At 61.9% G+C, this 12,986-nt stretch carries 11 protein-coding genes; 9 read left to right on the top strand and 2 right to left on the bottom strand.

Annotation, left to right across the window (positions count from 1 at the left end):
• Positions 1 to 296: 296 nt before the first annotated feature.
• Positions 297 to 788 (bottom strand): MarR family winged helix-turn-helix transcriptional regulator, encoded by a 492-nt coding sequence (locus tag AC1DUY_RS12305; protein WP_068738189.1) that lies wholly within the window; start codon positions 786 to 788, stop codon positions 297 to 299.
• A gap of 248 nt (positions 789 to 1,036) precedes the next feature.
• On the opposite strand from AC1DUY_RS12305, the gene AC1DUY_RS12310 reads away from it, so the two are divergent.
• From AC1DUY_RS12310 to AC1DUY_RS12335, 6 genes are all read left to right on the top strand, one after another.
• Positions 1,037 to 2,206 (top strand): ABC transporter substrate-binding protein, encoded by a 1,170-nt coding sequence (locus AC1DUY_RS12310; protein WP_175366718.1) that lies wholly within the window; start codon positions 1,037 to 1,039, stop codon positions 2,204 to 2,206.
• 212 nt (positions 2,207 to 2,418) lie between these two features.
• Positions 2,419 to 3,285, top strand: a complete 867-nt coding sequence (locus tag AC1DUY_RS12315) for a branched-chain amino acid ABC transporter permease (RefSeq protein WP_068738185.1) — start codon at positions 2,419 to 2,421, stop codon at positions 3,283 to 3,285.
• 7 nt (positions 3,286 to 3,292) lie between these two features.
• Positions 3,293 to 4,336, top strand: coding sequence for a branched-chain amino acid ABC transporter permease (locus AC1DUY_RS12320; protein WP_478114526.1), 1,044 nt, complete (start codon positions 3,293 to 3,295; stop codon positions 4,334 to 4,336).
• A complete protein-coding gene (locus AC1DUY_RS12325) occupies positions 4,333 to 5,085 on the top strand; it encodes an ABC transporter ATP-binding protein (protein ID WP_089268231.1) in 753 nt (250 codons plus the stop codon). Before AC1DUY_RS12320 ends, AC1DUY_RS12325 begins: the two co-directional genes overlap by 4 nt.
• A complete protein-coding gene (locus AC1DUY_RS12330) occupies positions 5,078 to 5,824 on the top strand; it encodes an ABC transporter ATP-binding protein (RefSeq protein ID WP_120290649.1) in 747 nt (248 codons plus the stop codon). Before AC1DUY_RS12325 ends, AC1DUY_RS12330 begins: the two co-directional genes overlap by 8 nt.
• A 31-nt stretch (positions 5,825 to 5,855) precedes the next feature.
• Positions 5,856 to 6,974 carry a cobalamin-independent methionine synthase II family protein gene (locus AC1DUY_RS12335; protein ID WP_478114528.1) on the top strand — a complete coding sequence of 373 codons (1,119 nt, stop codon included), beginning with the start codon at positions 5,856 to 5,858 and terminating at the stop codon, positions 6,972 to 6,974.
• 86 nt (positions 6,975 to 7,060) lie between these two features.
• Here the strand turns inward: AC1DUY_RS12335 and AC1DUY_RS12340 are convergent, their stop codons facing one another.
• Positions 7,061 to 8,371 carry a UDP-glucose dehydrogenase family protein gene (locus tag AC1DUY_RS12340; RefSeq protein ID WP_478114530.1) on the bottom strand — a complete coding sequence of 437 codons (1,311 nt, stop codon included), beginning with the start codon at positions 8,369 to 8,371 and terminating at the stop codon, positions 7,061 to 7,063.
• Between the two features lie 178 nt (positions 8,372 to 8,549).
• On the opposite strand from AC1DUY_RS12340, the gene AC1DUY_RS12345 reads away from it, so the two are divergent.
• The 3 genes from AC1DUY_RS12345 to ahcY all read left to right on the top strand — a co-directional run bounded on the left by AC1DUY_RS12345 (position 8,550) and on the right by ahcY (position 12,786).
• Positions 8,550 to 9,905 carry a hypothetical protein gene (locus AC1DUY_RS12345; protein WP_089268228.1) on the top strand — a complete coding sequence of 452 codons (1,356 nt, stop codon included), beginning with the start codon at positions 8,550 to 8,552 and terminating at the stop codon, positions 9,903 to 9,905.
• A 60-nt stretch (positions 9,906 to 9,965) separates the two neighbouring features.
• Positions 9,966 to 11,159, top strand: coding sequence for a methionine adenosyltransferase (metK, locus tag AC1DUY_RS12350; RefSeq protein ID WP_089268239.1), 1,194 nt, complete (start codon positions 9,966 to 9,968; stop codon positions 11,157 to 11,159).
• 205 nt (positions 11,160 to 11,364) lie between these two features.
• Entirely contained in the window at positions 11,365 to 12,786 is a 1,422-nt protein-coding gene (gene ahcY / locus AC1DUY_RS12355; RefSeq protein WP_320443641.1) for an adenosylhomocysteinase, read from the top strand.
• Positions 12,787 to 12,986 lie beyond the last annotated feature (200 nt).

Here is a 12,986-nt window from a genome sequence, read left to right on the forward strand (position 1 = left end):
TGGCTGGACGTGGCATTGGTGAACGGCGGGAAACCGTCGGGATAAGCGGACTGCGGAGGTCTGCGCCTTTGCCCGGAAGAACGGTCCCGGGGACAGAAATCGCCACGATGGAGCGTCGAAAGGCGTTTCCGCGGCCTCTGCTGTCCGGCGATCCGGACACTACGCTGCGGCACTGTACCCAAGTCGCGCCTTTCGGCGCTTCATCTCCCTCATTCTTGAGGGAGGCCACCGGGACCGCCACGCACGCGCACAGGCGCGGGCAAGGACGGCGCGTGGCCGCACTCAGCCATGTCGTCTCACGCCGTGGTCTTGCGCTTCGATGCAGCGGGTTTGCGAACCTGTACCGCGTTGACCGCCGGTGCCTGTGCCAGCAGGCGGCCCAGCATGTCGATCAGCTTTTCGACTTCCTTCTCATCGAGGCAATCCAGCAGGACCCGTTCGCGGTCCAGCGCCAGCTCGATGATCCGGTCATGCAGCGCGCGGCCGGATTTGGTCAGGATGACGACGCGCCTGTTGTCGCCGGCCAGATCGGTCACTGTCACGCTGCCGTTATCGACCAGAGATTTAAGGGTGCGACTGACGAGACCCTTGTCGAGATCGAAATACTGGCAAATCTGTTGTGCGGTGCACGCGTCTTCGCTGGCGAGCTTCGAGAGGATTCGCCATTCCGTGACGCCGACGCCGAATTCGCGCCGATAGGCACTCGAGGCACCCGCGGCGAGCTTGTTGCCCAGGAAATTGATGAGCGCCGGTACATATCGTCCATGGTTGATCACCGGCTTTGTCATCTGGATACGATCTGCAATCTGAAATGAACGGAAATCGAGCGGCCCGTGAATGCTTGGCTAGACTTTAGCAGCATGCCACGATGCGTCAGCATTACGCAGTTCAACAGACCGCGTTGTGTTGTCAACCCAGGCGTTGACAGGTCAACATGGCTCCGTTATCGCGGGCGATCATCATCGCGGGCGACAGCGTATGGGGACTATGACTTCACGGCCTTGAAGAGCCGGCATCACCTACAGAGGAGGAATTAATGCTGAGGAATTTGATTTCCGCGACCGTGACCGCTGTCAGCGTGCTGTCCATCGGCGGGCTCGCGCAGGCGCAGGAGACCGTCAAGATCGGCCTGATCGTGCCCATGACTGGCGGCCAGGCTTCGACCGGCCAGCAGATCAACAATGCCATCAAGCTCTATCAGCAGAAAAACGGCGACACTGTTGCCGGCAAGAAGGTCGAAATCATCCTCAAGGATGACGCGGCGCTGCCTGACAACACCAAGCGCCTCGCGCAGGAACTGATCGTCAACGAGAAGGTCAACATCATCGCCGGCTTCGGCGTGACACCGGCTGCGTTGGCCGCTGCGCCGCTCGCGACCCAGGCGAAGGTGCCGGAAATCGTGATGGCTGCCGGCACCTCGATCATCACCGAGCGTTCGCCCTATATCGTGCGCACCTCGTTCACGCTGGCGCAGTCCTCCACCATCATCGGCGACTGGGCCGCCAAGAACGGCATCAAGAAGGTCGCGACGCTGACCTCCGACTACGCACCGGGCAACGACGCACTGCAGTTCTTCAAGGAGCACTTCACCGCCGGTGGCGGCGAGATCGTCGAAGAGGTCAAGGTGCCGCTGGCCAATCCCGATTTCGCGCCGTTCCTGCAGCGCATGAAGGACAGCAAGCCCGACGCGGTGTTCGTGTTCGTGCCCGCCGGGCAGGGCGGCAACTTCATGAAGCAGTATGCCGAGCGTGGCCTCGACAAGTCCGGCATCAAGGTGATCGGACCCGGCGACGTGATGGACGACGACCTGCTGAACAACATGGGCGATGCAGCCTTGGGCGCCGTGACTGCGCATCTGTATTCGGCAGCGCATCCCTCGGCGATGAACAAGGAGTTCGTTGCGGCCTACAAGAAGGCCTACAACACCCGTCCGGGCTTCATGGCCGTCGGCGGCTGGGACGGCATCCATCTCGTCTACGAGGCACTGAAGAAGACCGGCGGCAAGGCCGACGGCGACAGTCTGATCGCGGCGATGAAGGGCATGAAGTGGGAGAGCCCCCGCGGCCCGATCTCGATCGATCCGGAGACCCGCGACATCGTGCAGAACATCTATATCCGCAAGGTCGAGAAGGTGGACGGCGAACTCTACAACATCGAATTCGCGACCTTCGAGGCGGTGAAGGATCCCGGCAAGACGAAGAAATAAGTATCAAGCTTGACGTGACGCGACGTCGCTAATGGTCTCCCTCCCCCCGCGCGAAGCAAAGCTTCGCTAGACGGGGAGGGTCGGCCGAGCGAAGCGGAGGCCGGGGTGGGAGTGCCCCGAGCTCTGCAGAGTATGCGCCACCCCCACCCGACCGGCCTTGCGGCCGGCCACCCTCCCCGCAAGGGGGAGGGACAAGAAAGTGCGAAGACTGCATGACCCTTCTCACCATTCTGTTCGACGGCGTCGCCTACGGCATGTTGCTGTTCGTGCTGGCGTGCGGGCTGGCGGTGACGCTGGGTCTGATGAACTTCGTCAACCTCGCGCATGGCGCCTTCGCCATGGCAGGCGGCTATGCCTGCGCGATCCTGGTCAATCGCGCCGGCCTGCCATTCTTCGCGGCTTTGCCGATTGCTTTCGTGGTGAGCGCTGCGATCGGCGCCGTGCTGGAGCGATCGCTATATCGCCACCTCTATACGCGCAGCCATCTGGATCAGGTGCTGTTCACCATCGGCCTCGTCTTCATGTCCGTGACGGCGATGGACTACTTCATGGGCTCGGCGCAGACCTTTATCCATCTCCCGGATTATCTGCAGGGTCAGATCAATCTGTTCGGCCTTGGCGTCGGTCGCTATCGCCTGATGATCATCGTGATCTGCGGATTGCTCACCATCGCATTGCAGATGATCCTGTCGAAGACGCGCTTCGGTAGCCGGCTGCGCGCCGCGGTCGACGATCCGCGGGCTGCGTCAGGTTTGGGCATCAACGTCCCGCAGGTCTTCGCGCTGACCTTCGCGTTCGGCTGCGGATTGGCTGGCATGGGCGGCGCACTTGGCGCGGAAATCCTCGGCCTCGATCCGTATTTCCCGCTGAAGTTCATGATCTACTTCCTGATCGTGGTGACGGTCGGCGGCTCGTCTAGCATCACCGGGCCATTCCTGGCTTCGCTGCTGCTGGGCATCGGCGACGTCGCCGGCAAATATTACGTGCCGAAGCTCGGCGCCTTCGTGATCTACACCATGATGATCGTGATCCTGATCTGGCGCCCCAACGGCCTGTTCGGCCGCACCGCGGCGCGGTGAGGGGATCATGACAGCGAATAGCACCACCCATCCGGAAGTCGGCACCTTCGCCATGGCGCGCGCGCAATGGCGCTGGCCCGAAGTCGTGTTCTGGCTGCTCGCTGCCGGTTGCATCCTGCTGTTCCCGAACCGCTACCTGATCCTCACCGAGATCGCCTGGCTCGCGCTGTTTGCGCTGTCGCTGGATTTGATCCTCGGCTATGCCGGCATCGTCTCGCTTGGCCATGCGGCCTTCTTCGGCTTCGGCGGCTATGCGGCGGGGCTGCTCGCATTGCATGGCATCGTCACCGAACCGGTGATTGCATTGGTAGTTGCTGGTCTTGCCGCGATGGCGCTTGGCTTCGTGACGAGCTTCCTCGTCATGCGCGGGTCAGATCTGACGCGGCTGATGGTGACGCTCGGTATTGCGCTGTTGCTGCGCGAGCTCGCCAACCGCTTTTCAAATATCACCGGCGGATCCGATGGCCTTCAGGGCATCGAGATGGCGCCGATTCTCGGCCAGTTCTCGTTCGACATCTTCGGCAAGGTCGGCTTCATCTATTGTCTCTGCGTGCTGTTCGTCTTGTTCCTGCTGGCGCGACGCATCGTGCATTCGCCGTTCGGCCTGTCGCTGCGAGCGATCCGCAACAATCCGCTGCGCGCCTCGGCGATTGGCATTCCCGTCAATCGCCGGCTGATCGCGATCTACACCATCGCCGCCTTCTATGCGGGCGTTGCCGGTGCACTCTCGACGCAGACGACGGCGCTCGCCTCGCTCGACGGTTTTGCCTTCGATCGCTCGGCTGACCTGATGCTGGTCCTGATCATCGGCGGCACCGGCTATCTCTATGGCGGCTTGATCGGTGCGGTGATCTTCAAACTGCTGCAGGAGCTGTTCTCGACGTTGACGCCGCAATACTGGCAGTTCTGGATCGGCGCCGTGCTGGTGGTCATCGTGCTGATCGGCCGCGACCGCATGCATCGCTGGGCGATGTTCCTGCCGCGCCTGATCGCAAGCAAGTTCAGCCGCGCCAAGACGCCGGTCGTTGCGCCGGAAGGTGAGGCGCCATGACCATCGCGCTGGAAACCGTCAATCTCGAAAAATCTTTCGGTGGCCTCCGCGTCACCCGCGATCTGTCGCTGAAGATCGAGGCCGGCGCGCGTCACGCGCTGATCGGCCCGAACGGTGCCGGCAAGACAACCGTGATCAATCTTCTGACGGGCGTGCTCAAGCCCAATTCCGGCCGCATCTTGCTCGAGGGCAACGACATCACCGGGCTGCCGGTGCATAAGCGCGTGTTGCGCGGGCTGTCCCGGACATTCCAGATCAATCAGCTCTATCCCGACATGACTCCGCTGGAGACGGTCGGTCTTGCTGCGTCCGAACATCTCGGCCATGGCAGCGACTGGTGGCGTCGCATGGGCACCCGCAGTGACGTCAATGACGCGATCGCGGAAAACCTCGCGCGCTTTCATCTGCTCGACGTCATGAATGAACCGACGGCGACATTGCCCTATGGCAAGCAGCGCCTGCTCGAGATCGCCGTCGCCATTGCCACCAAGCCGCGCGTGCTGCTGCTCGACGAGCCGGCTGCGGGTGTGCCGGAAAGCGAGCGCCACGATATTCTCTCGGCCGTCGCCAGCCTGCCGCGCGACGTCACCGTGTTGCTGATCGAGCACGACATGGATCTGGTATTCTCCTTTGCCGATCGCATCTCTGTGCTGGTCGCGGGCGCCATGCTGGTGGAAGGCCCGCCGGACGAAGTGGCGCGCGATCCGCGCGTCAAGGCCGTGTATCTGGGCGAGGGCGCCGATGTCTGACCTTCTCGACATCAATGACCTGCGCGCGGGCTATGGCGAAGCCGTCGTCATTCCGAAGATGACGCTGCAACTCGGCGAAAGCCAGGTGCTGGCACTGCTCGGACGCAACGGCACCGGCAAGACTACGCTGATCAATTCCATTGTCGGCGTCACCCGCCGCTTCAGCGGCACGCTGAAGCTCGGCGGAAAAGACATCACGTCGCTGCGGCCGGACCAGCGCGCCCGCGCCGGCATCGGCTGGGTGCCGCAGGAGCGCAATATCTTCCGCTCGCTCACCGTGGAAGAAAACATGACCGCCGTGGCGCAGCCTGGGCCATGGGACGTCAAGAAGATCTACGAGATGTTTCCGCGGCTCGAAGAGCGCAAGAACAATTTCGGCAATCAGCTGTCCGGCGGTGAACAGCAGATGCTGGCGATCGGCCGGGCACTGACGCTCAATCCGCAGGTGCTGCTGCTGGATGAACCGACCGAAGGCCTTGCACCGATCATCGTCGATGAGTTGCTGGCAGCGCTGGGCAAGATCACCCGTGCCGGCGGCATCTGCTCCATCATCGTGGAACAGAATGCACAAAAAATACTCGGGCTCGCCGATCGTGTCGTGATATTGGAACGCGGCACCATCGTGCATGATGCGACGAGTGCAGCGTTGAAATCCGATCCTGCGGTGCTGGAGCATTTCCTCGGCGTCGCCGGCGCTGCCGGCAGCAAGAACAAACACACGGCCGGCACACCCGGCTGATCTGCAAACCGAGCATTCTGGAGTAACGACTATGCAGAGAACCAAAGCCCCGTTCCGTGCCGACGAAGTCGGCAGCCTGTTGCGGCCCGCATCGATCAAGGAAGCGCGCGCCAAGCTGGAGAAGGGCGAGATTTCGGCCGACGATCTGCGCAAGGTCGAAGACATCGAGATCGAGAAGGTCGTGCATCGCCAGGCCTCGACCGGCCTCAAGCTCGCCACCGACGGCGAGTTCCGTCGTTCGTGGTGGCACTTCGATTTCCTCGCCAAGCTGACCGGCTGCGAACTCTATCATCCCGACACCGGCATCCAGTTCACCGGCGTCGAGACCCGTCATGACTCGGTGCGCGTGATCGGCAAGGTCGATTTCCCCGACGATCATCCGATGCTGGCGCACTTCAAGTTTCTGAAGAAGCATTGCGACACCGCGGGCGTCACCGCGAAAATGACCATCCCGTCGCCGGCAGTTCTGCATTTCCGCGGCGGTCGCAAGGCGATCTCGAAGGAGGTCTATCCGGATATCGAAGTGTTCTTCGAGGATCTCGCCAAGGCCTATCGCAAGGCGGTGAAGGCGTTCTACGACGCCGGCTGCCGCTACCTGCAGTTCGACGACACGGTCTGGGCCTATCTCTGCTCGGAAGATGAACTGAACAAGGTCCGCGCGCGCGGCGAGGATGCCGACAATCTGCAGCAGATCTATTCGCGCATCATCAATTACGCGATCGCCGAGCGTCCTGCGGATATGGTGATCACCACGCATGTCTGCCGCGGCAACTTCCGCTCCACCTGGATTTCGTCGGGCGGCTACGAGCCAGTGGCTGAAACGCTGCTCGCTGGTACCAATTACGACGGCTACTTCCTCGAATACGATTCGGACCGTGCCGGCGGCTTCGAACCGCTGCGCTTCCTGCCCAAGGGCAACAAGGTCGTCGTGGTCGGTGTCATCACCTCGAAGTTCGGTGAGCTCGAGAAGAAGGAAGACATCAAGGCGCGCCTGCAAGAGGCTTCGAAGTTCGCGCCGCTCGAGCAGCTGGCCGTGTCGCCGCAATGCGGCTTCGCCTCCACCGAGGAAGGCAACATCCTCAGCGAGGATGAGCAGTGGGCGAAGCTCAAGCTCGCGGTCGATGTCGCGAACGAGTTGTGGGGCAAGTAAGCCCGCTGTCGCCTGACCGGCGGCTCGCCAACAAAAATGCCCGGCTTTTGCCGGGCATTTGCATTTAGTCTCCTGACGATGAGCTCTCAGGACTTGCCGCGGCCCACGCTTTCATAGGTGAAGCCGGCCTTCTCCATCTCCTCGGGACGGTAGATGTTGCGCAGGTCCACGATGACCGGCTGCTTCATCTTCTGCTTCACTTGCGCGAGGTCGAGTGCGCGGAACTGTTCCCATTCGGTCACAATCACCAGCGCGTCGGCGCCAGTCGCGCATGCATAGGCATCGTCGCAATAGGTGATATCCGGCAGTTCGTGCCTGGCCTGTTCCATGCCGACGGGATCGTAGGCCTGCACGGTCGCGCCGAGATCCTGAAGCGCGGTGATCAAGGGGATCGACGGCGCCTCGCGCATGTCGTCGGTATTGGGCTTGAATGTCAGTCCGAGCACGCCGACGGTCTTGCCGCGCAGATTGCCGCCAAGCGCGGCAGACACCTTCCGGGCCATGGCGCGCTTGCGGTTATCGTTGACGGTGAGGACGGCCTCGACGATCCGCAACGGCGCGTCGTAGTCCTGACCGGTCTTCACCAGTGCGCGGGTATCCTTCGGAAAACACGAGCCACCGAAGCCGGGACCTGCATGCAGGAACTTCGCGCCAATGCGGTTATCGAGACCGATGCCACGCGCGACGTCCTGGACATCCGCGCCGGTCCGCTCCGCCAGGTCAGCGATTTCATTGATGAAGGTGATCTTGGTCGCGAGGAACGCGTTGGCGGCGTATTTGATCAGCTCGGCCGTGCGCCGACCCGTATACATGATGGGCGCCTGATTGAGATAAAGCGGGCGATAGATCTCCGAGATCACCGTGCGCGCGCGCTCGTCGTCGGTCCCGACAACGATGCGGTCGGGATGCTTGAAGTCGCGGATCGCGGCGCCCTCGCGCAGGAATTCCGGGTTTGACGCCACGGCGACGTCGGCGTCGGGATTGGTTTCCCTGATGATACGTTCCACATCGTCGCCGGTGCCGACCGGCACGGTCGACTTGGTGATCACCACGGTAAAATCGCGCAGGTTGGCGGCGATCTCGCGCGCGGCGGCATGCACGTAGCTGAGATCGGCGTGGCCATCACCACGGCGGGACGGGGTTCCAACCGCGATGAACACGGCATCCGCCATCTTCACGGCTTCACTGAGGTCGAGACTGAAGCCGAGCCGGCCGCTTTTCACATTGCTGGCGACCAGCGCGTCCAGGCCGGGCTCGAAGATCGGGATCTCGCCACGGAGCAGGGCGTCGATCTTGCTGCTGTCCTTGTCCACGCAGATCACGTTATGGCCGAAATCGGCGAAGCAGGCGCCGGACACAAGGCCGACGTAACCGGTGCCGATCATCGCAATGCGCATGGAGAAAGCCCGTTTTGAGTGATCGAGAGGCGAGAATTTGAACTTGGCACATCCTAGCAGAAGCGCGCGACTTTCACACGACGGCAGGCGGATCGAAGGGGGCATTTCATCTGTGGGCAGACTGTGCTAAAGAGTGGGCCAAGCATAATTCTGCCCACTTCCGGTCACATCCCCGCACATGAAGAACGATCAGATCCTCGGAATCATCTCGGATTTCTGCCGACAGGCGGAGATGGCGGAGTCGACCTTCGGTCGCCGGGCCGTCAACGACGGCAAGCTGGTGAATCGCCTGCGTGAGGGAAAACGCATCACCATCGATACGCTGGAGCGGATTCAGGCCTTCATCGCCCAGTCGATGCCGGAGGGCGTGCCGCCGCCACGCGGGCTCGAGCCGCCGATCGAACGGCGTGATCCGCGCAGCAATTTCCGCTTCTTCGAGAACCGTCAGAAATACCTGCTGTTTGTCCATACCTGCTCGGAAAAGCGGGTGATTGCCGATCGCGTCGGGCTCGAATTGGCCAGCATCCATCCGCGCCCGCCAGCGCTGCGGGTGTTCGATGCGGGCGTCGGTGACGGTACGGTGCTGGCGCGGGTGATGCGCTCGATGCACGGCCGTTTCCCGCATATGCCATTCTATATCGCCGGCAAGGAGCTCAGTCTCGAGGACGTCCGGCTGACCCTGGATAAGGTGCCCGATCGGCTGTTCGAACATCCAGCCACGGTCTTCGTGCTGACCAACATGCACTATGCCGAGGCGCCCACACTGACCCCGGCATCGCCGGCCGCCGCAGCCGCCATGATCTGGCACGAAGTTCCGCTGCGGGGGGCTTCGTCCGGCGAATTCGCCGACCAGATCGCCGGACTTGGAGCTTTTCTTGAGGACAACTGGCGGGCCAGCATCAACCCCCGATCAGGCATGCCGACCTATGAACGGCCCGTGGCGCTGGTGGTTTATCGCGAGGATCACCGGTTCCTGCTGGATTCTATTATCCCCCGCGCAGGGCGCACGGAGGCCAATTTTGACCTGATTATCGCCTCCCAGCCCTATCGGGCGAAGTCTTCGGTGCAATTTCGGGCCAAACGGATTATGGCGCCGCTGGCCCGGGCCCTGCGGGCAGGTGGGCGACTGATCGGTATCCACTCGCATGGGCAGGACCCCGGTATGGAGATCGTCCAAGCCGTCTGGCCCAAAGAAAACCCTTTCGCCGTGAGCCGTCATGAGCTATTGCGCGCAGTGAAATACGAGCTGGGCTCAGCCGGCCGCGATCTGAACTTCAATGCCTATTCCGACCAGCGGTCGATCTTTCGCTACGCCATGGAGGCGCTGCCGAACGAGGTGACCGGATCAATCGGAACTTCGACGGCTTTTGCAGCGTGGAACGCGGCGGTTTACGTGGCTCAAATCGAGGATGACCGTTTGACGGAAGTGACGGAGAGCGGCCGTTACCTGGATGCCACCCGAGAAGTTTTGCGCAAGCACAACGGTCTCTGGTTCTACGACGAATCCTACGTCATCTCGCGGCGTCGCGACTGACATTTCTGGAACAATGTGACAAAGGCTGCCGGGCTCCGGCGCAACCTAGAGGACCAGTTGATGCGCGCGTCTTATCTCTTCACCAGTGAATCGGTTTCCGAAGGCCATCCCGACAAGGTCTGCGACCGTATCTCCGACGAGATCGTCGATCTGTTCTTCCGCGAAGGCCCGAAGGCGGGCATTGATCCTTGGGATATTCGCGCTGCCTGCGAAACCCTCGCCACCACCAACAAGGTTGTGATCGCCGGCGAGACCCGCGGTCCATCCACCGTCACCAACGACCACATCGAAGCCGTCGTTCGCGCTGCCATCAAGGACATCGGCTACGAGCAGGACGGTTTCCACTGGAAGACCGCCGACGTCGAGATTCTGCTGCATCCGCAGTCGGCCGATATCGCACAGGGCGTCGATGCCAAGCAGCCGACCAATGCCGAAGAAGGCGCTGGCGACCAGGGCATCATGTTCGGTTACGCTACCAACGAAACGCCCGAGCTGATGCCGGCACCGATCTTCTACGCGCACAAGATCCTGCGCCTGATCTCGGAAGCCCGTCATGCCGGTACCGAAAAGGTGCTCGGTCCGGACTCCAAGAGCCAGGTCACCGTGCAGTACGAAAACGGTAAGCCGGTTGGCGTGCGCGAAATCGTCGTCTCGCATCAGCATCTCGTCGAGGACATGACCTCGAACCAGGTGCGCGAACGCGTCGAGCCCTATGTCCGCAAGGCGCTGCCGGATGGCTGGATCAGCGACAAGACGATCTGGCACATCAACCCAACCGGCAAGTTCTTCATCGGCGGTCCCGATGGCGACGCAGGTCTCACCGGCCGCAAGATCATCGTCGACACCTACGGCGGCGCAGCCCCGCATGGTGGCGGTGCATTCTCGGGTAAGGACTCCACCAAGGTGGACCGTTCGGCCGCTTACGCTGCGCGTTACGTCGCCAAGAACATCGTCGCCGCAGGCCTCGCCGACAAGGCGACGCTGCAGCTCGCTTACGCCATCGGCGTAGCGCGCCCGCTGTCGATCTATGTCGATACCCACGGCACCGGCAAGGTCGCTGACGATGCCATCGAGAAGGCCGTTGCTGCCGCGATGGATCTGACGCCGCGCGGCATCCGCAAGCATCTCGACCTTAACAAGCCGATCTACGCCCGCACGTCGGCCTACGGTCATTTCGGTCGCACGCCGGATGCCGACGGCGGCTTCTCCTGGGAGAAGACCGACCTCGTCGATGCGCTGAAGCGCAACGTCTGATCTTACTTTCCCTCTCCCCCGGCGAAGCTTTGCGCAGCGGGAGAGGGTGCCTTCGCGAAGCGAAGGCGGGAGAGGGCCCACGACCAGCCCCCTCTCCGAACCGAGTATGTCGTGACCGTCTGTGCAGCCCTCTCCCGCGAGGGGAGAGGGCGCAATTATGAGCGTCCGCGAGAACCTCTCGCACTATAGGAACAAGGATTCAAATATGACCGCCCCCAACGGTTTCACCGACTACATCGTCAAAGACATCAACCTAGCCGCCTTCGGCCGCAAGGAGCTCTCGATCGCCGAGACCGAGATGCCCGGCTTGATGGCCACCCGCGAGGAATACGGCCCGAAGCAGGTGCTGAAGGGCGCCCGCATCGCCGGCTCGCTGCACATGACCATCCAGACCGGCGTGCTGATCGAGACGCTGAAGGCACTCGGCGCCGACATCCGCTGGGTCTCGTGCAATATCTATTCGACCCAGGATCACGCCGCAGCCGCGATCGCCGCTGCCGGCATTCCGGTGTTCGCCATCAAGGGTGAAACCCTGACCGAATACTGGGACTACACCGCAAAACTGTTCGACTGGCATGGCGGCGGTCACCCCAACATGATCCTCGATGACGGCGGCGACGCCACCATGTATGTCCATCTCGGCCTCAAGGCAGAGAACGGCGACACGGCGTTCCTGGACAAGCCCGCTTCGGAAGAAGAGGAAGTGTTCTTCGCGCTGCTCAAGAAGCAGCTCAAGGAAAAGCCGAAGGGCTATTTCAAGGCGATTGCCGAGAGCATCAAGGGCGTCTCGGAAGAGACGACCACGGGCGTGCATCGCCTGTACGACATGCAGAAGGCTGGCACGCTGCTGTGGCCCGCGATCAACGTCAACGACTCCGTCACCAAGTCGAAGTTCGACAACCTCTATGGCTGCCGTGAATCGCTGGTCGACGGCATTCGCCGCGGCACCGACGTGATGATGTCGGGTAAGGTCGCGATGGTCGCCGGCTTCGGCGACGTCGGCAAGGGCTCGGCCGCTTCGCTGCGCCAGGCTGGCTGCCGCGTGATGGTCTCCGAAGTCGATCCGATCTGCGCGCTGCAGGCGGCGATGGAAGGCTACCAGGTCGTTACGATGGAAGATGCCGCGCCCCAGGCCGACATCTTCGTCACCGCGACCGGCAACAAGGACATCATCACCATCGAGCATATGCGCGCGATGAAGGATCGTGCCATCGTCTGTAACATCGGTCACTTCGATAACGAGATCCAGATCGCGTCGCTGAAGAACCTGAAGTGGGACAACATCAAGCCGCAGGTCGACGAAATCACGTTCCCCGACGGTCACCGCATCATCATGCTGTCGGAAGGCCGCCTCGTGAACCTCGGCAATGCCATGGGTCACCCGTCCTTCGTGATGTCGGCATCCTTCACCAACCAGACGCTGGCGCAGATCGAACTCTATGCCAACAACAAGGACGGCAAGTACAAGAAGGAAGTCTATGTGCTGCCGAAGTCGCTCGACGAGAAGGTGGCGATGCTGCATCTCGCCAAGATCGGCGTGAACCTGACCAAGCTGCGCAAGGACCAGGCCGACTATATCGGCGTGAAGCAGGAAGGCCCGTTCAAGTCGGATCACTACCGCTACTGAGTTCGGCGTGACGAACTGAATAAGAAAAGCCCCGGAGCGATCCGGGGCTTTTTGTTGATGTTCGATACAAGCTTGGGCCCTCATCCTGAGGAGCGGTCGTCTTGGACCGCGTCTCGAAGGATGGAGACAAACGCATCATGGACGCGTGCGAAGAGCGCGCTCCTCACAATGAGGACGGAGTTATCTTGCACCGGATGTCG

The organism is Tardiphaga sp. P4_G1, from assembly GCF_056401215.1.

Coding starts and splice junctions, on each gene's coding strand:
- AC1DUY_RS12305 (WP_068738189.1), bottom strand. CDS start 788: ATGACAAAGCCGGTGATCAACCATGGACGATATGTACCGGCGCTCATC.
- AC1DUY_RS12310 (WP_175366718.1), top strand. CDS start 1,037: ATGCTGAGGAATTTGATTTCCGCGACCGTGACCGCTGTCAGCGTGCTG.
- AC1DUY_RS12315 (WP_068738185.1), top strand. CDS start 2,419: ATGACCCTTCTCACCATTCTGTTCGACGGCGTCGCCTACGGCATGTTG.
- AC1DUY_RS12320 (WP_478114526.1), top strand. CDS start 3,293: ATGACAGCGAATAGCACCACCCATCCGGAAGTCGGCACCTTCGCCATG.
- AC1DUY_RS12325 (WP_089268231.1), top strand. CDS start 4,333: ATGACCATCGCGCTGGAAACCGTCAATCTCGAAAAATCTTTCGGTGGC.
- AC1DUY_RS12330 (WP_120290649.1), top strand. CDS start 5,078: ATGTCTGACCTTCTCGACATCAATGACCTGCGCGCGGGCTATGGCGAA.
- AC1DUY_RS12335 (WP_478114528.1), top strand. CDS start 5,856: ATGCAGAGAACCAAAGCCCCGTTCCGTGCCGACGAAGTCGGCAGCCTG.
- AC1DUY_RS12340 (WP_478114530.1), bottom strand. CDS start 8,371: ATGCGCATTGCGATGATCGGCACCGGTTACGTCGGCCTTGTGTCCGGC.
- AC1DUY_RS12345 (WP_089268228.1), top strand. CDS start 8,550: ATGAAGAACGATCAGATCCTCGGAATCATCTCGGATTTCTGCCGACAG.
- metK (WP_089268239.1), top strand. CDS start 9,966: ATGCGCGCGTCTTATCTCTTCACCAGTGAATCGGTTTCCGAAGGCCAT.
- ahcY (WP_320443641.1), top strand. CDS start 11,365: ATGACCGCCCCCAACGGTTTCACCGACTACATCGTCAAAGACATCAAC.